This window comes from Photobacterium sp. SP02 (assembly GCF_038519165.1).
In the GTDB taxonomy this organism is placed as follows: domain Bacteria; phylum Pseudomonadota; class Gammaproteobacteria; order Enterobacterales; family Vibrionaceae; genus Photobacterium; species Photobacterium halotolerans.
The window spans coordinates 76,633-93,918 of the sequence record NZ_JASJOJ010000008.1 but is presented as its reverse complement, the minus strand read 5'-3'; the positions used below and the strand labels follow the sequence as shown (position 1 = coordinate 93,918).

17 protein-coding genes are annotated in these 17,286 nt (G+C 54.2%); 13 read left to right on the top strand and 4 right to left on the bottom strand.

What is annotated here, in order from left to right; genetic code table 11:
- Positions 1 to 25: 25 nt before the first annotated feature.
- Positions 26 to 292 carry a DUF1145 domain-containing protein gene (locus tag P0Y67_RS05835; RefSeq protein ID WP_027250511.1) on the bottom strand — a complete coding sequence of 89 codons (267 nt, stop codon included), beginning with the start codon at positions 290 to 292 and terminating at the stop codon, positions 26 to 28.
- Positions 289 to 894 (bottom strand): 16S rRNA (guanine(966)-N(2))-methyltransferase RsmD, encoded by a 606-nt coding sequence (gene rsmD, locus P0Y67_RS05830; protein ID WP_161444877.1) that lies wholly within the window; start codon positions 892 to 894, stop codon positions 289 to 291. Before rsmD ends, P0Y67_RS05835 begins: the two co-directional genes overlap by 4 nt.
- A gap of 181 nt (positions 895 to 1,075) precedes the next feature.
- Between rsmD and ftsY the strand changes: the two genes are divergently transcribed.
- From ftsY to glpD, 8 genes are all read left to right on the top strand, one after another.
- Positions 1,076 to 2,377: a signal recognition particle-docking protein FtsY gene (ftsY, locus tag P0Y67_RS05825; RefSeq protein ID WP_342391103.1), complete on the top strand. Its 1,302-nt coding sequence runs from the start codon at positions 1,076 to 1,078 to the stop codon at positions 2,375 to 2,377.
- 2 nt (positions 2,378 to 2,379) lie between these two features.
- A complete protein-coding gene (gene ftsE, locus P0Y67_RS05820) occupies positions 2,380 to 3,048 on the top strand; it encodes a cell division ATP-binding protein FtsE (RefSeq protein ID WP_027250514.1) in 669 nt (222 codons plus the stop codon).
- Positions 3,038 to 3,964, top strand: coding sequence for a permease-like cell division protein FtsX (gene ftsX, locus P0Y67_RS05815; RefSeq protein WP_342391102.1), 927 nt, complete (start codon positions 3,038 to 3,040; stop codon positions 3,962 to 3,964). The genes ftsE and ftsX overlap by 11 nt, the downstream gene beginning before the upstream one ends.
- A gap of 148 nt (positions 3,965 to 4,112) precedes the next feature.
- The gene (rpoH, locus tag P0Y67_RS05810) at positions 4,113 to 4,973 is read left to right on the top strand and encodes an RNA polymerase sigma factor RpoH (RefSeq protein ID WP_161444870.1); all 861 of its coding nucleotides are present in this window, start codon (positions 4,113 to 4,115) and stop codon (positions 4,971 to 4,973) included.
- A gap of 573 nt (positions 4,974 to 5,546) precedes the next feature.
- The gene (glpE, locus tag P0Y67_RS05805; protein ID WP_027250517.1) at positions 5,547 to 5,873 is read left to right on the top strand and encodes a thiosulfate sulfurtransferase GlpE; all 327 of its coding nucleotides are present in this window, start codon (positions 5,547 to 5,549) and stop codon (positions 5,871 to 5,873) included.
- 70 nt (positions 5,874 to 5,943) lie between these two features.
- On the top strand, positions 5,944 to 6,795 hold the full coding sequence (gene glpG / locus P0Y67_RS05800) for a rhomboid family intramembrane serine protease GlpG (RefSeq protein ID WP_342391101.1): 852 nt from the start codon (positions 5,944 to 5,946) through the stop codon (positions 6,793 to 6,795).
- Positions 6,796 to 6,918: 123 nt separating this feature from the next.
- Positions 6,919 to 7,683, top strand: a complete 765-nt coding sequence (locus P0Y67_RS05795; RefSeq protein WP_027250519.1) for a DeoR/GlpR family transcriptional regulator — start codon at positions 6,919 to 6,921, stop codon at positions 7,681 to 7,683.
- Between the two features lie 284 nt (positions 7,684 to 7,967).
- Entirely contained in the window at positions 7,968 to 9,482 is a 1,515-nt protein-coding gene (gene glpD, locus P0Y67_RS05790) for a glycerol-3-phosphate dehydrogenase (protein ID WP_342391100.1), read from the top strand.
- Between the two features lie 105 nt (positions 9,483 to 9,587).
- Here the strand turns inward: glpD and P0Y67_RS05785 are convergent, their stop codons facing one another.
- Complete coding sequence (locus P0Y67_RS05785; RefSeq protein ID WP_192016030.1) at positions 9,588 to 9,995, bottom strand: flagellar basal body-associated protein FliL; 408 nt, start codon at positions 9,993 to 9,995, stop codon at positions 9,588 to 9,590.
- 158 nt (positions 9,996 to 10,153) lie between these two features.
- Between P0Y67_RS05785 and P0Y67_RS05780 the strand changes: the two genes are divergently transcribed.
- Both P0Y67_RS05780 and ubiA read left to right on the top strand, forming a co-directional pair.
- A complete protein-coding gene (locus P0Y67_RS05780; protein ID WP_342391099.1) occupies positions 10,154 to 10,765 on the top strand; it encodes a chorismate--pyruvate lyase family protein in 612 nt (203 codons plus the stop codon).
- A gap of 12 nt (positions 10,766 to 10,777) precedes the next feature.
- Positions 10,778 to 11,635: a 4-hydroxybenzoate octaprenyltransferase gene (ubiA, locus tag P0Y67_RS05775; RefSeq protein ID WP_303455257.1), complete on the top strand. Its 858-nt coding sequence runs from the start codon at positions 10,778 to 10,780 to the stop codon at positions 11,633 to 11,635.
- 69 nt (positions 11,636 to 11,704) lie between these two features.
- Here ubiA and plsB read toward each other — a convergent pair whose 3' ends face one another.
- Positions 11,705 to 14,161: a glycerol-3-phosphate 1-O-acyltransferase PlsB gene (plsB, locus tag P0Y67_RS05770; RefSeq protein ID WP_342391098.1), complete on the bottom strand. Its 2,457-nt coding sequence runs from the start codon at positions 14,159 to 14,161 to the stop codon at positions 11,705 to 11,707.
- 220 nt (positions 14,162 to 14,381) lie between these two features.
- Here plsB and lexA point away from each other — a divergent pair, with 220 nt between their 5' ends.
- The 3 genes from lexA (at position 14,382) to coxB (ending at position 17,281) form a co-directional block, all read left to right on the top strand.
- On the top strand, positions 14,382 to 15,002 hold the full coding sequence (gene lexA, locus P0Y67_RS05765; RefSeq protein ID WP_192016026.1) for a transcriptional repressor LexA: 621 nt from the start codon (positions 14,382 to 14,384) through the stop codon (positions 15,000 to 15,002).
- 92 nt (positions 15,003 to 15,094) lie between these two features.
- Positions 15,095 to 15,892: a class I SAM-dependent methyltransferase gene (locus P0Y67_RS05760; RefSeq protein ID WP_342391097.1), complete on the top strand. Its 798-nt coding sequence runs from the start codon at positions 15,095 to 15,097 to the stop codon at positions 15,890 to 15,892.
- 243 nt (positions 15,893 to 16,135) lie between these two features.
- The gene (gene coxB, locus P0Y67_RS05755; protein ID WP_342391096.1) at positions 16,136 to 17,281 is read left to right on the top strand and encodes a cytochrome c oxidase subunit II; all 1,146 of its coding nucleotides are present in this window, start codon (positions 16,136 to 16,138) and stop codon (positions 17,279 to 17,281) included.
- The last annotated feature ends 5 nt before the right edge of the window (positions 17,282 to 17,286 follow it).

The following is a 17,286-nucleotide window of genomic DNA, read 5'->3' as shown; positions in this document are numbered from 1 at the left end:
CTGGGCGCCCTTGCCGTGAGCTTTTTTACACCATGTGCTTGCGGCGAATATCCAGCAGCGCAAAGATGCCGAAAATCAGTATCGACCATTTTTCCCAGCGACTCAGAGACAGTTTGTCACCAAAGGCACCGAGGAAAATCAGCATTTGCAGGCCGTGCATCGCCAGCAGAAACGCCGTCATGATATACAGTGCGATCGCCGCCACACCCGGAAAAGGGTGGAACAGGTTCAGCAAAAGCACCGCCCAGACAAATCCGATCGCCACTTTCGCCAGTAAAATCAGCGCTTTCATATTTCCTCTCTTTGATACAGGCGGTAGCAAACTTGTCCCGCCGATTTTTCTTTGATGAGCTGCCAGTGTTCGGGCGTATCAGGCAGGCCCAGTTCCTTTTCCGCTTCCAGATAAATCAGGGCTTGCGGGGCCAGCCAGCCATTGCTTTCCAGCAGACGAATCACCTCCGGCAGCATGTCGCGCCGAAAAGGCGGATCAATAAACACCAGATCAAAAGCCGACCCCGGTCTATTCAGGAAAGCCAGGCTGTCCGTCTGATGCAGCTCGGCTTTGTCGGTTGCCAGTGTGTCCAGGTTACGCTTCAGCTGACTGGCGGCTTGGGTGTCGAGCTCCAGCAGCGTCAGGTGCTCCGCACCACGGGATAAGGCTTCAAGGCCAAGGCTGCCGCTGCCGGCAAAAAGATCCAGACATCGTGAGCCGTGGATATCCGGCGCCAGCCAGTTAAAAACGGTTTCTTTGACACGGTCGGTTGTCGGGCGTAACCCGGCAACATCGTGGACCGGCAGTTTACGTCCTCGCCAGCGGCCACTGATGATACGCACAAAGCCTGCCTGGCTGGGCGGGTTAGCTTTGTGTCCGGAATGCGTCTTACGTCTAGTCATACATTTCTTCGACCGTAGAGAAAGTGGTAGTATACATGGGCCTGATTATCTTTGTGTTTGTTCCTTGTTACCCTGGCGATTGGTTATGTTCGCCAGGCACACTAAGCTGGCAAGCCCAAAGATAAACAGGCCCTTTATTTTCAGGCCGTAAATTGTACCAATCAATGTCTAGGATTTGCCAATGGCAGAAAAAAAGAAGCGCGGATTATTTTCATGGCTGGGGTTTGGTGAAGAAGAACAAACCGAGCAAAAAGAACAGCATAAGCCGCAAGAAGAGGCCGTAGAGCCGGAACAGGCTCAGGATGCCGTCACTGAGACACAAACGCAGTCTGCATCTACAGAGGACTCGGTTCCACCTCATCAGGACATGGCGGAGGCGGAAGCCCCGCTGACGCACCGCGACGCCGAGCCCGAGTTGCCCGAGCAGAGTGCGCATCTGGATGTTGAGGCAGATACTCAGATCCGGCCGGTAGAAAAAGATGCACAGCCACAAAGCCAACAAGCAGCGGCTGAACCGGCCCTTGTTTCTGAGGAGCCGGCGGTGCAGGAAAAACCGCAGCGCGAGGGTTTCTTTGCCCGGCTGATGAAAGGGCTGAAGAAAACCCGCAACAATCTGGGGGCTGGCTTCTTTGGTTTATTCCGGGGCAAGCAGATTGATGATGATCTGTTTGAAGAACTGGAAGAGCAGCTGCTGGTGGCGGATGTCGGTATGGACACCACGCTCAAGATTATCGAAAACCTGACCGAAAAAGCCGACCGCAAACAGCTCAAAGACGGCGAGGCCCTGTACGGTCTGCTGAAAGACGAGCTGAGTGAGATGCTGGCCAAAGTCGAGCAGCCACTGGTGATTGATACCAGCCGCAAGCCTTATGTGATTTTAATGGTGGGCGTCAATGGCGTGGGTAAAACCACCACGATCGGCAAGCTGGCCAAGCAATTTCAGCAGCAGGGTCTGTCTGTGATGCTGGCCGCCGGAGATACCTTCCGTGCCGCGGCGGTCGAGCAGCTGCAGGTGTGGGGCGATCGTAATAACGTGCCTGTGGTCGCCCAGCATACCGGTGCTGACAGCGCGTCTGTGATCTACGATGCGATTGAGTCCGCCAAAGCGCGCAATGTCGATGTGGTGATTGCCGATACTGCCGGCCGTCTGCAGAACAAAGGCAATCTGATGGAAGAGCTGCGTAAGATTGTCCGGGTGATGCAGAAAATTGATCCGCTGGCGCCGCACGAAATTATGCTGACCGTTGATGCCGGTACTGGCCAGAATGCGATCAGCCAGGCCAAACTGTTCAGTGAAGTGGCACCAGTGTCTGGTATTACACTGACCAAACTGGATGGCACGGCTAAGGGTGGTGTAATTTTTGCCATCGCAGATCAGTTCAATATCCCTATCCGCTACATTGGTATTGGTGAAGGGATTGAAGATTTGCGTCCTTTTGCCGCCCAGGAATTTATTGAGGCTCTGTTCAGCGACGAGGATTAACTGTGATTCGGTTTCAGCAGGTCAGTAAAGCATATCGGGGCGGTCGTCAGGCCCTGCAAAAAGTGGATTTCCATCTGGGAAAAGGTGAGATGGCCTTTCTCACCGGCCATTCCGGTGCCGGTAAAAGCACGCTGTTGAAACTGATCGCTGCGGTTGAACGGCCGAGTGATGGCCGGATTTTCTTCAATGATCATGATATTACCCGGATAGACAGCCATCAGATCCCTTTTCTTCGCCGTCATATCGGGATGATTTTTCAGGATCACAGACTGCTGATGGACCGGACCGTGTTTGACAATGTGGCGCTGCCGCTGCAAATCGCCCAGTCTCCGGCCGGTGATGTCAAGCGACGGGTTTCCGCCGCGCTCGATAAAGTCGGCCTGCTGGATAAAGCACAATGCCTGCCGATTCAGCTGTCCGGCGGGGAACAGCAGCGGGTCGGGATTGCCCGGGCCGTGGTCAATAAGCCGCTGGTGGTGCTGGCGGACGAACCGACCGGCAATCTGGATGCCGATTTGTCCCAGCAGATGATGGGACTGTTTGCCGAATTTAACCGGGTTGGGGTGAGTGTACTGATGGCCACCCACGACACATCCTTGTTAAGCCGTCATAGTTACCGGCGGCTTGATTTACACCAGGGCAGTTTGCGCGAGGTGGCGTATGGCGCGTGAAGCTCAAGGCTGGTTCTCTGTCCAGCGTCAGGTGGGTAAGCAGGCACTCACTGATTTATGGCGCCGTCCGGTGGGCAATGTCCTGACGCTGGCAGTGCTGGCCTTTGCCCTGACCTTACCGGCCTGTTTTTATCTGGCGGCTAAGAATATTGCGATTGTCAGCCAGGCCTGGCAGAACCCGACTCAGCTGACTGTCTATATGGCGCCGGGTGCCGGCGATGCCGAGGCCCGTACACTGAGAGAGAGTCTGGCGGGCTGGACGGAAATCAGCTCGGCGGATTATGTCTCTCCTCAGCAGGGACTGAATGAGTTCCGTGAGCACGCCGGTTTTGCCAAGGCACTGAGCCTGCTGGATGAAAATCCCTTGCCGGCAGTGCTGATTATCAAACCGTCGGTGCAATGGCAGTCGGGCAGCCAGGCGGAAATACTGGCCCGCAAGCTCAGTGAGCAGGCCGGTGTGGATGATGTCCGGCTGGACAGCGACTGGCTGCAGCGCCTTGATGCCATCAAGCAACTCAGTGTCACGCTGACCATGATCATGGCTGGCCTGATGCTGCTGGCCGTGTTCCTGATAGTGGGCAATACACTGCGTCTTCAGCTGCAAAATCAGAAAGAGGCGGTGCAGGTCATGAAACTGGTCGGGGCGACCAACACTTATATTTTGCGGCCATTTCTGTACACAGGTGCCTGGTATGGTTTACTGGCCTCGGTGGCTGCGTTAGTGCTCACTACGCTGGTAAGCTTTATACTGGAAGGTGCGGTTGATAAACTGGCCGCTTTGTATGGCAGTGATTTCCACTTAACCGGCCTGGCCTGGGACGAATGCCTGCTATTGATCCTCTTATCGGCTCTGCTGGGCATACTGGCAGCCCGTCTTTCAGCCGGCAGACACTTAAAAGAAATTGAACCAATGTGACGAATCAGACTCTACGTATTGGTTATGCATGCTTGCATTTTGTGCAGCATTGAAGGCATTATTGTCGGTCTGGCAGTGTAATGCTGCTTGATTTAGGTGAAAGTCCAGGGTATTTGGCCCTGGCAAAGCATCCACAGGGGTTACTTGAATGACAAAAGAGATGACTTCATTAGCTTTAGTTTCTGCTGATAGCCTGGAAGGCTATATCCGGTCTGTAAACAGCCATCCAATGCTGACAGCCGAGCAGGAGCGGGAGTTAGCTGAGCGTCTGCATTATGACGGTGATATTGAGGCTGCCCGCAGTCTGGTATTGTCGCACCTGCGCTTTGTAGTCCATGTTGCCCGCGGCTATACAGGTTATGGCCTGCCAATGGCTGATCTGGTTCAGGAAGGCAACATTGGTCTGATGAAAGCGGTAAAACGCTTCAACCCGGAAGTAGGTGTCAGGCTGGTGTCGTTCGCTGTCCATTGGATCAAGGCTGAAATTCATGAGTATGTGCTGCGTAACTGGCGGATCGTGAAAGTCGCGACCACCAAGGCTCAGCGTAAATTGTTCTTCAACCTGCGTAAGGCGAAAAAGCGCCTTGGCTGGTTTAACAATGAAGAAGTCGAAATGGTGGCCGAGCAACTGGGTGTGGAAACCAGTGAAGTGCGTGAGATGGAATCCCGTCTTGCCGCGCAGGATGCCACCTTTGATATGCCGGCCGATGATGACGAACGTGATAACAGCTATACAGCACCTGTGTATTTCCTGGAAGACAAGTCATCTGACGTGGCGCTCAGCTATGAAGAGAATAACTGGGAAGATCACGCCAACAACCGTCTGTCACTGGCACTGGCGAATCTGGACGACCGCAGTCAGCACATCGTACGTTCGCGCTGGCTGGAGGACGATAAGTCCACGTTGCAGGATCTGGCTGATCATTATGGCGTCTCAGCTGAGCGAATTCGCCAGCTGGAGAAAAACGCGATGCGCAAATTGAAAGATGCCGTCGGTGACGCGCTGTAACGATCTTCATGGCGCAGGATCCTGAGGGTGAGGATCCCTGGGGGTCGCTGGATTTTCTATCCACAAACTTATTGAATGAAGAAACCGGCTTTGAGCCGGTTTTTTTGTGCCTGAACACCTATGGAATGGCGGTTTGCTGAGTGGCCACTGCCATGCCCGGCTGAAGTTGAAAATGTTATCCACAGGCTTTGATCGGATCTTTACTATATCTAGTGGATCCTTTTGGGCAGAAACACATTATCAACGCTATTCACAGTTTTTTCCACAGCTGGCGAAACTATGATCAGCCGGGTACCGGCTGGCACAGCTAGCCTGGCTAACTCTCGATCCTGTAAGGATATTCGGCAAAACCCGCACGCAAAAGGCAGCCAGATTTTTTTCAAAGCTGTGAGTAACTGAGTATACTGGCTGGCATTGCAATAATTGGGGATACCGCGCTCAATGAGCCAGGATCCCTTTGGCACACCATTGCTGGTTTTTGCGTCGATCGTGTGTCGCGCAAGATCGTGTGATGAGGGGGTTGCTGCAGCCAGATGCTGGCACCCCGGTTGATAATTACAGAATGAGGTCATCATGGAGCAGTTTGAACATATTTCGGTTGAGCAAGCGTACGCATTATTACAACAGTCCGACACTAAGGCGGTACTGGTCGACATCCGCGATCCTCAATCCCACGCCTTATCTCATCCGGAGTCTGCTTTTCATCTGACCAATGACACTATGGTCAGTTTTATGGATGACGTTGACTTCGAGCAGCCGGTGATCGTGATGTGCTACCATGGGATCAGCTCTCAGGGCGCAGCCCAGTATCTGATTAATCAGGGGTATGAAACCGTGTACAGCATGGACGGCGGCTTTGAAGCGTGGCGCCGTCAGGCCTATCCGTGTGTTGAGCAGTAATTCAGCCAGATGATCATCCTGCGTCTGCCGGTGACGCCAGCGGCGCACAAATTTCAACAGGGAGTCTGAGATGCAGCGCATCGCCGTGCTCAATAACCCCCGAATGGCACAGGCCTTCATAGATTATATGGCCTCCCGTGGTATTGAACTTACCCTGGCCGCTGAACCCGGCGGCCAGTTTGCCATTTGGTTGTCTGATCCAGCGCACCAGGTAGAAACTGAAGCCGAGTGGCAGCAATTTATCCGCCATCCTGACGATCAGAAATACCAGGCCGCCTCCTGGCAGGTGGCGAACCGCCGCCAGCAGCCTTCGTTTCGCTATGACAGTCCCAGTATGATCGACATGGTGAAATCGGGGGCCGGGCCTGTCTGTCTGCTGGTGATGGTGCTGGCGGTCGGCATATACGGCGGCTGGTTGTTGGGCTGGCAGGCGCCGCTTTTTTACTGGCTGCATTTTCCGACCATGCAGGGCGACAGCTGGGAAGTCTGGCGCTATGTGTCTCACAGTCTGATCCATTTCTCCGCACTGCATGTGATATTTAACTGTCTGTGGTGGTGGGTGCTGGGCGGACGGCTTGAGCGGCACAGCGGCAGCGGCAAGTTACTGGAAGTCTTCATCGTTTCCGCGTTGGTCTCCGGCCTTGCACAGTTCTGGTTCCACGGCCCCAACTTCGGCGGGTTATCCGGCGTGGTCTACGCGCTGATGGGCTACCTGTGGTGGCTGGGCTGGCTGGCTCCTGCGCGGGGCCTCGCTATTCCCAATGGCTATGTCGTCTTTATGCTGGTGTGGCTGGTATTAGGTTTCGTCGGCGTGATGGGGTTTGAAGTGGCCAATATGGCGCATCTGTTCGGGCTGATCTCAGGGTGCCTGCTGGCCTTTGTTGATGCGCATCTGCGACAGCCGGCGGATTCGGCACATTAAGGTTTCAGCCAGGAGTGGGATCACTTACCTAGTAACCAGACCGATTGCCCAGTAAGATGAGCACGCCCGGAAAGCGGGCCACTACGGTCATTGGATCTTCGTCAATCAGGAGCAGTAACAGCAGTGAAGCAAAGCAAACGTCATCAGGAGATCATCGATCTCGTGAAAACTCAGGGCTATGTCAGTACCGATGACCTGGTTGCCCGTTTTAACGTCAGCCCGCAGACGATCCGCAGGGATCTCAATGAGCTGGCCGAAGAGAATAAAATCCGGCGCCATCACGGCGGGGCGACTGTGCCGTCCAGCTCGGTCAATACTTCCTACACAACCCGTAAAGTGATGCAGCTGGCCGAGAAAGATCGCATCGCGCAGGCGATGGTCAAGCATATCCCGGACGGCGCCACGCTGTTTATTGATATCGGGACCACGCCGGAAGCGGTTGCGCGCGCCTTGCTGGATCACTCGGATTTGCGGATCGTGACCAACAACCTGAACGTGGCCGGTATTCTGACCGGTAAAGATGATTTCCGGGTGATTCTGGCCGGTGGTGAAGTGCGCAATCGTGACGGCGGCATAGTGGGGGAAGCGACCCTGGATTTCATCTCTCAGTTCCGTCTGGACTTTGGCATCATAGGGATCAGCGGCATTGATCTCGATGGCTCCCTGCTCGATTTCGATTATCACGAAGTACGGGTAAAACAAGCCATTATTGAAAACAGCCGCTGTGTCATGCTGGGCGTTGATCACACGAAATTCGGCCGCAATGCCATGGTGAATCTGGGGGATATCAGCCAGATTGATATGCTGTTCACCAACAAAACACCGCCAGAGCCGCTGGCCAAGCGGATGGCAGAGCTGGATACCCACCTCGAAATCATACTCGACTGACAGATCTGGTTATGAGCGTTTTCGCTCATAACTGGTTACAGCGAGCATTAATCTGCCTGTACACTCCCGGAAAGCTGCCTGATAAGGCAGCTTTTTTTGTGCGTATGATCATATAGGTGTCATTTTTCGAGCATAAAAAGGATGATATTCGCTTTCCAATTGGCTATATTGAGCGATATCGAACATTTATACAAAGTGAACACTTTCGAATGCATGTCCTAATATAAGCAGAGAGGCAATGCATACGGTAAGCGCGCAGCGCAGTTAAGGCACAGGTGAAAGGCATGACAGCAGCAAATGAAATTCTGGATATTATCGTCGTAGGGGGTGGCATTAACGGCGCGGGTATTGCCGCTGATGCCGCAGGTCGCGGATTGAAAGTGGCATTGTTTGAAGCCGATGATTTTGCTTCTGCGACGTCATCTGCCAGTTCAAAGCTGATCCACGGGGGTCTGCGCTATCTTGAGCATTACGAGTTTCGTCTGGTTGGCGAAGCCCTGGCAGAGCGAGAAGTGCTGCTGCGTAAGATCCCGCATATTGCCCGGCCAATGCGTTTTCGCCTGCCGCACCGGCCACACCTGCGTCCTGCCTGGATGATCCGGGCCGGCTTGTTTTTGTATGATCACTTAGGCAAACGTACCACGCTGCCTGCCAGTGAAGGATTGCGCTTTGGCGCGGATTCCGCCCTGGTGCCTGAAATTACCCGCGGCTTTGAATACTCAGACTGCTGGGTCGATGACGCCCGTCTGGTTATCTTAAATGCGATGGAAACCGCGGCCCGTGGCGGCGAAGTCCGTAACCGCTGTCGTGTTGAAAAGGCCGAGCGCGACGGCGAGCTGTGGCAAGTGACTGTGCTCGATAGTCAGACCGGCGAGCGTTTCATCCGTCGCTCGCATGCGCTGGTGAACGCGGCCGGCCCTTGGGTGAAAACCTTTTATGACACCAGCCTGGATACCCCGTCGCCACGCAATATTCGCCTGATCAAAGGCTCGCACATAGTGGTACCGCGCGTACACGACGAGCCTCAGGCCTACATTCTGCAAAACGAAGATAACCGAATCGTGTTTGTGATTCCGTATCTGGACAGATTCTCGATTGTCGGCACCACAGATGTGGAATATCACGGTGACCCGCGCAAGGTGGCGATTGATGAAGACGAAATCCGCTACCTGCTCAAAGTGTACAACGATCACTTTAAGCACAAACTGCAACGCCAGGATGTGGTATGGACTTACTCTGGCGTCCGTCCGCTGTGTGATGATGAATCCGACTCACCGCAGGCCGTGACCCGTGATTACACCCTGGAGCTGGAACAGGAAGGCTCTCAGCCGCCTTTGCTGTCGGTGTTTGGCGGCAAGCTGACCACCTACCGCAAGCTGGCCGAATCGGCACTGCGCAAGCTGGCACCTTTCTTCCCGGACATGGGACCGGCCTGGACGGCGCAAGCCTGTCTGCCCGGCGGCGAGGCGGATTTTGACCGTGAGCGCCTCAGTGCTGATTTACGCCACCGTTTTAGCTGGATGAGCGCGTTTACCGCTGATCGCATGGCAACGAATTACGGGATCATGAGCTGGCAGATACTGGAAGGTGTCAGCAGTGAAGCGGAGATGGGGCAGCATTTTGGCGAAGGTTTTTACGCCAGAGAACTCGATTACCTGATGAGCCGTGAATTTGTTGTCAGCGCAGACGATGCTCTGTGGCGGCGCAGCAAACTGGGGCTGTATCTGAGTAGTGAGCAGCAACAGGCGGTGGCAGAGTATATTGCCTCGCAACATGGCAAGGCGCACGCTGCAGCCTGATACTGTGTAATAACATACGGGAAATAAAGACCAAAGCGCCCACCGGGCGCTTTTTTTGTAACCTCTAAACCACAGGTTATGGCGGTAGTGAGTGTTTTGTCGGGGTTACTGGTACAGATATTTGGTGAACAGCAGCTCAGTTAATAGCTTTTGGTTGGTCTCTGCTATCAGCAGGTCATTCACTTTGTCCAGGCATTGCTGGCGTATGGCTTCGCGACCGGCCAGAGACTTGATTTTCACTTCCGGCTGTTCGCCAATGATTTGGATAATGGCGTCACGGATAAGCGGCGCATGGTGTTCAACCAGAGGGATATAGTCCGGGTCGGAGACCATGAGATCGACCTGCAGGCGCAGATAACCCAGCTTTTTACTTTGGGTGATATAGTTAGTGGTGATATCCGGCGTCAGGGTGAAATAACTGTATTCAGGGGTCTTTGCCGGCGCAGATTGTGCCAGCGCAGGCTGAGTCAGGGTAATCAGCACCATCGCCAATGTCAGGAGTAGAGATTTCATCTTGCTATCCATCTGTATCAGGGAAAAATCTGTTACCCAAGTGCCTACTTTGGCGAGGAATGATATTCCTGTCCGTGACGGCTTGCTACAATAGGGCATCATTCAGTGTTATCAATTGGCCACATTCTATCACCCTTTCTAGGAATTGAATTGGGAAGATGTCGAAATTCAAGCAGATATATAAGTCCGCTCTGGACAATGCCGACTGGCAACTGACAGAAAACATACACCTCAATCAGCCGCAACTGCAAAGCTGGTTGCAGGAAAATGGCTCGTTGTCACGCCGTTTTGCCCGTTATTGTCATCAGTTCAGTGTGCTTCTGCTGGCGCAGGAGCCGATCAAAGCCGGCAGCTTACAGCCTGATGAACAGGCGATGCTGGGGCCAGTGGATTGCCTGGAGCGTATCGTCCTTTTGCATGGCGACGGTGTGCCCTGGGTGTTTGGCCGCACGCTGATCCCTGTGCCGACCATGACGGGTGAGGAGCAGGACATCGCCCGGCTGGGAGAATCGCCGCTGGGATACCGGGTGTTTACCGATCAGAGTGCGCGCCGTGATGCCCTGCAGCTGGCCCGCCTGAATGTTAATGACGATACGTTATGGGCGCGTCGCTCTCGCCTGTGGGTAAAAGAAAAGCCGATGCTGGTGGCTGAGCTGTTTCTGGCACCCGCTCCGGTATATCAGCAGCAGAGCTCTAAAGTCGCGCCATTCAGCGGTAAATTATCAGCGGTATCAGGCAGCGAAAACGCTGCCCATTACGAACAAAAGTAGGAGAGTGAAGGTTTGGAGATCACCAAGGCCAGGGCGTACTGGCAGCTAGCGCGGATGGATCGCCCGATTGGTAGTTTGTTATTGATGTGGCCGACCCTGTGGGCATTATTTCTGGCCGCAGATGGCATGCCGGATATCAAGGTGCTGGTGGTGTTCGTGCTCGGGGTTTTTTCGATGCGGGCGGCGGGCTGTGTCATCAATGATTACGCAGACCGGCATTTTGACGGCCATGTGAAGCGTACCGCGCAGCGTCCTTTGCCTTCCGGTTTGATCAGCGAGCGCGAAGCGCTGGGCTTTTTTGCCGTGTTGTCGTTAGTGTCTTTCGCGTTAGTGCTGACCATGAATACACTGACTATCCAGTTGTCTGTGGTCGGTCTGTTACTGGCGGCTGCTTATCCGTTTATGAAGCGCTATACCCATCTGCCGCAGCTGGTGCTGGGCATGGCCTTCGGCTGGGCCATTCCAATGGCGTATGCCGCGCAGTCCGGCGCTTTACCGCCAGTGGCCTGGATGCTGTTTGTCGCCAATATACTCTGGACCATTGCTTATGATACCCAGTACGCCATGGTCGACAGGGATGATGATTTAAAAATCGGCATCAAATCCACCGCCATTCTGTTTGGCCGCAATGACAAGCGCATTATCGGCCTGCTGCAGCTGGGCACATTAGGGCTGCTGATTGTGGTGGGTATGCAGATGGGGTTATCTCAGCTGTACTACTGGAGTCTGCTGGGTGCGGCGGCGCTGTTTGTTTATCAGCAGATGCTGATTCGCGGCAGGGAGCGCGAACCCTGTTTTAAGGCTTTTCTCAACAATAACTATGTGGGGATGCTGGTGTGGCTGGGCATGGCCGCTGGCTTAATGCTCTGAGGTGATGATTCCGCTCCGGTTGTAAAAACGCCCGCGTCTTGCGGGCGTTTGCTGTTTTAAGCGGGTGGATTATTTGTCCGCTGAATCCGGCCCCGGCTCTTTTTTCTCTTCCCGGTTCATGACTGCCTGAATGGTCAGCTTCACTTCCGGCGACACCAGATCGGCCAGTAAATCGGCCAGAGTGGCCACCGGACGGGACACGGCATGGTTGTCCTGATTCAGGTAGCCTTCCTGACGCAGGGTTTTGACCATCGCAGAGAAGACGCCTTTATCGAAGAATTCAGGCGCATTAATACCGTGAAGACGGCTCAGGCGCTGTGCCATCATCTGGCTTTGCTGCTCCAGATCGCTCTTCATCAGCTGAGGTTCGCTGCGCAGCAGAGTCAGGGTAATGGCGTAGCGCTGCAAGGTTTCGGTAATGGTATTGCCCAGCAACTGAAGCGGCCCGATACGGACACTGTTGAGCGACAATTCATTGCCGTCGCTCAGGATCAGTCGCTGGCGGATCAGCTCATCAATCAGGGCATCAACCGCTTCCGGTAAATCCGCCCAGTCAAAGCGCAGGTAAAGCTCGGCCTTCAAAAACGGATACAGCAGGCTGATCTGACGATGCATTTCGGCCCGGCTCAGGCGCTGATGCGAGACGACTATGTGGGCAATCAGCGAAGGCAGCGCAAACAGGTGGATGATGTTATTGCGGTAATAGGTCATCAGCAGTGACTGCTGGCGATCCAGCGACACTATCTCTCCCAGGCTGTCACGCTCAACCATGAACTTATCCATGCTGATGGCATTTTCAACCAGCTCAGCCGCTGTGTCTGACGGCTGGGTACAGTCCGACGAGTACGGCGTGTTATGGAGCAGCTGCAGGTAACAGTCAATCTGTTGCTCCAGCTCTTCACGGCTCAGGGCGCGCTGGCGGGAGGCCAGTAAGGCCAGCGCACAAAGGGTCAGACCGTTGGTCGCCGCGGCATCGTTGATGTGGGTCATCATCTTATCGGCCAGGTTGTTGACCACAGGGTTGAGCCATTGCGGGCGGGCAGGTTCAATCGGGTCGATATGCTGACGCCAGTCCGGCACCTGCTCGTTCAGGTACTGATTGAGCGGGATAGGTTCACCGAAGTTGACATAACCCTGGCCGAAATTGCGCAATTTACGCAGGGTGCGCAGTACCTGGCCCAGGCTTTCTTTTTCTTTGCGCTTGCCACGCAGCTCTTTGGCGTAAGTGGCCACTTCCATCACGTGCTCGTAGCCAATATACACCGGCACCAGAGTGACCGGGCGGTTGAGGCCGCGCAGCATGGCCTGAATGGTCATCGACAGCATGCCGGTTTTCGGTGCCAGCAAGCGGCCGGTCCGGGAGCGGCCGCCTTCACTGAAATATTCCACCGAGTAACCTTTGGCAAACAGCTCGCCGAGATATTCGCGAAATACCGTTGAATAGAGGCGGTTGCCTTTAAAGCTGCGGCGGATAAAGAACGCGCCGCCGCGGCGGAAAATCGGCCCGGCCGGGAAAAAGTTCAGGTTAATACCCGCTGCAATGTGCGGCGGCACCATGCCCTCCTGATAGAGCACGTAAGACAGCAGCAGGTAATCCATATGGCTTCGGTGGCACGGCACATAAACAATTTCATGGCCGTCCTGCGCTAATTGGCGGACCCGCTGGGCATTGCTGACATTGATCCCTTTATAAAGGCGGTTCCACAGCCAACTCAGGAAACGGTCACCGTGACGCACCAGGCTGTAGGAGAAATCGGCCGCAATTTCTTCCATCATATCAATGGCTTCTTTGCGCACTTTTTCTAACGGCACATCGCGGCTTTCCGCTTCCTCGCGGACCACTTTTTCTATCGCTTTGGAAGCCAGCAGGCGGTTAAACAGCGCCTGACGCTGCGGCAGACGAGGGCCGGCAGCCGCCAGCTTCTGGCGGGAGAAATGGATCTTAGCCACCCGGGCCAGCTTATTGGCAATGGCGTTATCTGTTCCGTGCTTGTCGGCCATAAAGCGTAACGACATGGTCGGGCTGAGGCGGACCATACAATCCCGGCCCTGCGCCAGCACGGCGAAGCATTTTTCCGGGCCATTTAAGGCTTTCAGTATCGGTTTTTGCTCCCCTTCAGTGCCGGGTTTGCGGCCCCACAATACCGAAGCGGGCAGCAGATGAACATCCAGTTGCGGATCCGCTTTATGGGCTGCCAGCAAATCGGTAAACAGGGTTAAGGATTTGGCCGGTAACTGGCCGTCACGGCCGAAAATGCTCGGGCTGTTGGCGACGAAGACATAGCGGGGAAACACCTGGCCGTTGATGACGACAGGTTCGAGCGGATCGGGCAGCCCGACGGCCCGGGTCGCCGCACTCAGAGTCAGCAGATCGGTCTGCGAGCCGAAAGGCAAGGTGTAGATAATAGGGCGGTCGAGATCCAGTTCCAGTTCAGAAACCGGATCGGACGGAATGGTACGGGTCTTAACCAGTAAAGAAAGCGGCAAATTCAGAAGACTTTGCGAAAATTTCTGCCAACTTGACATGTTTATAACTAGCCTCGAAATCTTAATGCGTGGCAAGGATAGCAGAAAACGCGCCGGGTATTGCTGCGAAAAATACGATACAGGATAGTAAAAAGTAAAATTTTGTTCGCTGGCGTTATGGCGGGGTCAGCCAAGCCAGCATTTCATTGAATATAGTCTTTTCAAAACAATGAACACTGGATATACTCACAGTGAACTGTATAAAAAGACAGGGTATGTCATGAAGCCGTTAACGCCACGCCAACAAGAAGTCTTTGATTTGATCAAAGCAAAAATTGAAGTAGCCGGCATGCCGCCGACTCGGGCGGAAATTGCCCGTGAACTGGGGTTCCGATCTGCCAACGCGGCAGAGGAGCATTTAAAAGCGCTGGCTCGTAAGCAGGTGATTGAAATTGTACCGGGTGCATCACGCGGTATTCGCCTGCTGGTGAATGACGAGGATGCACAGGAACGTGGTCTGCCGCTCATCGGCCGTGTTGCCGCCGGTGAGCCGATTCTGGCTCAGGAACATGTTGAAACCCACTACGATGTCGACCCGTCAATGTTTAAACCGCAGGCTGATTTCCTGCTGCGTGTGAATGGCATGAGCATGAAAGACATAGGGATTATGGACGGCGATTTGCTTGCAGTGCATAAAACCCAGGATGTCCGTAACGGCCAGGTGGTTGTTGCCCGTGTCGATGACGATGTGACGGTAAAACGTCTTGAAAAGAAAGGGTCTCAGGTGTATCTGCATGCCGAAAACGAGGCGTTCGCACCGATTGTGGTGGATCTGACTCAGCAGCACCTGACCATTGAAGGTATTGCCGTGGGTGTTATCCGCAACGGCGACTGGGGCTGAGGCCTGATTGTGTGTAAAGAAGCGACGAATTCTTTGCAATAGTTAATGATAGTCATTATCATCAAGGTATCACCTTGTAGACGATGACGATAATGACTAAATCTGCCCGCTATCATATTCCGGCTGCACTCTTGCAGCCGCTCTGGCTGCGTAGTCGCGAGAGTCTGGCTGACGGTGGTTTGATTTATGACCCCTTAGCCGCAGCGGCCTGCCGGCAATGTCATCTGGCCCCGGATTGCCTGGCCGGTAATGTCGATCAACACCAGTTGCTGCACGCGACCCTGACCCTGTTGGTGGATCAGCGGGTACAGCATTTTCTGCGCCGTTTTCCTAATGGTCATGTCATCAATGTCGGGGCCGGGCTGGATACCCGTTTCTACCGGTTGGATAATGGCCGGTGCCGCTGGCTGGAGCTGGACTGCAACGAGAACCTGCTGTGGCGGCAAAAGTTGTTTCACGCCAGTGAACGGTATCGGATGCGGCCGGGTTCTGTGACAGATCTGAGCTGGTTATCCCAGCTGCCGACCTCATTTTCTTCACCTGTTATGCTGGTGTGTGATCAGGCTTTGTTGCAGATTTCTGCGCAGGAAGTGGCGAAATTTGTCCAGCGGATAGGTTGTCATTTCAATCAGCTGGAATTGTGCCTCGTGCTGGCTGGCGATCGCTGTGACAGTGGCCTGGGCCATAAATTAGGGACGCAGAACTATGCACATGGTTTTGAAGATCCTGTCCGCCAGCTGCTGCAATGGCTGCCCTGGGCCGAGCACGTATCCAGCCACTCACCACTTACTGTGCCTTGTCCGCGCTGGCGCCCCTGGCAGCGTTGGCTGTCGCACTTGCCTTCGTTCGGTCACAGATTGACACCTGTGGTGTCGCACCTTCGTTTTTAAGTCCGCCCTTTTCTCTTTCTGCCCGCTTATGTCTACCAGCGCCCATTTCTTGCGGGCGTTGACTATTTCTCACTCAAAATTTTGTTCATTCTGGCAAATCTGTCCTAAGTTAAATGTAAACAAGCTGTTATAGCTATTTTGCGCTGATTAGGGAATCCTGGCTGAGACAGGTGTCTGTTGTCTCCGGCGTGGGACGGTAACTGGCACTTGACTGTCAGGGTGACTGAGGGAGGGAGCCACGGAATGATGCGGCGATTGTTTTATGGATTATTGGGCCTGCTGAGTGTGCCCGCATGGGCAGAAACCCAGTCGATGCCGCTGAATATGACCCAGGGTGTCACCGGGGTCAGTCAGCAGGTCTATTCACTGCACATGACGATTTTTTATATCTGTGTCGCGATTGGCATCGTGGTATTCGGCGTGATGTTCTGGGCGATTATCCATCACAGAAAGTCACGGGGTGCTGTGGCGGCTTCCTTTCATGAAAGTACCCGGGTTGAACTGCTCTGGACCCTGATTCCTTTTGTTATCCTGATCGTGATGGCCATTCCGGCGACTAAAACCCTGCTGGCGATGGAAGATACCTCGCAATCGGACATTACTATTCAGATAACCGGCTCACAGTGGAAATGGCACTATCGCTATTTCGGCGAAGAGGTTGAATTTTACTCCAACTTAGCCACCTCTCAGGCGCAAATTAACAATGAACGGCAAAAGCGCGATAACTACCTGCTGGAAGTGGATCACCCGCTGGTGGTGCCTGTCGGGCAGAAAATCCGCTTTCTGATGACCTCGCAGGATGTGATTCATTCCTGGTGGGTACCCGCGTTTGCCGTCAAGAAAGACGCCAATCCCGGCTTCATCAACGAAGCCTGGACCAAGATTGATAAGCCGGGTATTTACCGCGGGCAATGTGCTGAGCTGTGCGGTAAGGATCACGGCTTCATGCCGATTGTGGTGATTGCCAAGCCGCAGGCCGATTTTGAGGAATGGCTGCAAGTCACCAAAACCGCCCAGCGGGAGGCGAAAGCTGAAGAGTTGCGTCTGCTGGATATGCAAATGCCCATGGAAGAGCTGATGGCGATGGGCGAGACAGTCTACAACACCCGCTGTGCTGTGTGTCACCAGGCCAATGGTCAGGGTTTGCCGGGCGCGTTTCCGGCACTGGCCGGTACAGGGGTTTCGGTTGATCCGGCTAAAAAACTGGAACACATCAGCATTGTGGTCCACGGACGTAACGGTACGGCAATGCAGGCGTTCGGCCCGCAGTTGAGCCTGAAGGAGCTGGCATCTGTGATTACCTATGAGCGTAATGCCTGGGGTAACAATACCGGCGATATGGTTCAGGCAGCAGAAGTACAGGCAATTCTTAAGGGCGAGCAGCTTTAGGGAGT

Bases quoted from the DNA above. Each gene is read 5' to 3' on its own strand.
- P0Y67_RS05835 (WP_027250511.1), bottom strand. From the start codon at position 292: ATGAAAGCGCTGATTTTACTGGCGAAAGTGGCGATCGGATTTGTCTGG.
- rsmD (WP_161444877.1), bottom strand. From the start codon at position 894: ATGACTAGACGTAAGACGCATTCCGGACACAAAGCTAACCCGCCCAGC.
- ftsY (WP_342391103.1), top strand. From the start codon at position 1,076: ATGGCAGAAAAAAAGAAGCGCGGATTATTTTCATGGCTGGGGTTTGGT.
- ftsX (WP_342391102.1), top strand. From the start codon at position 3,038: ATGGCGCGTGAAGCTCAAGGCTGGTTCTCTGTCCAGCGTCAGGTGGGT.
- rpoH (WP_161444870.1), top strand. From the start codon at position 4,113: ATGACAAAAGAGATGACTTCATTAGCTTTAGTTTCTGCTGATAGCCTG.
- glpE (WP_027250517.1), top strand. From the start codon at position 5,547: ATGGAGCAGTTTGAACATATTTCGGTTGAGCAAGCGTACGCATTATTA.
- glpG (WP_342391101.1), top strand. From the start codon at position 5,944: ATGCAGCGCATCGCCGTGCTCAATAACCCCCGAATGGCACAGGCCTTC.
- glpD (WP_342391100.1), top strand. From the start codon at position 7,968: ATGACAGCAGCAAATGAAATTCTGGATATTATCGTCGTAGGGGGTGGC.
- P0Y67_RS05785 (WP_192016030.1), bottom strand. From the start codon at position 9,995: ATGAAATCTCTACTCCTGACATTGGCGATGGTGCTGATTACCCTGACT.
- P0Y67_RS05780 (WP_342391099.1), top strand. From the start codon at position 10,154: ATGTCGAAATTCAAGCAGATATATAAGTCCGCTCTGGACAATGCCGAC.
- plsB (WP_342391098.1), bottom strand. From the start codon at position 14,161: ATGTCAAGTTGGCAGAAATTTTCGCAAAGTCTTCTGAATTTGCCGCTT.
- lexA (WP_192016026.1), top strand. From the start codon at position 14,382: ATGAAGCCGTTAACGCCACGCCAACAAGAAGTCTTTGATTTGATCAAA.
- P0Y67_RS05760 (WP_342391097.1), top strand. From the start codon at position 15,095: ATGACTAAATCTGCCCGCTATCATATTCCGGCTGCACTCTTGCAGCCG.
- coxB (WP_342391096.1), top strand. From the start codon at position 16,136: ATGATGCGGCGATTGTTTTATGGATTATTGGGCCTGCTGAGTGTGCCC.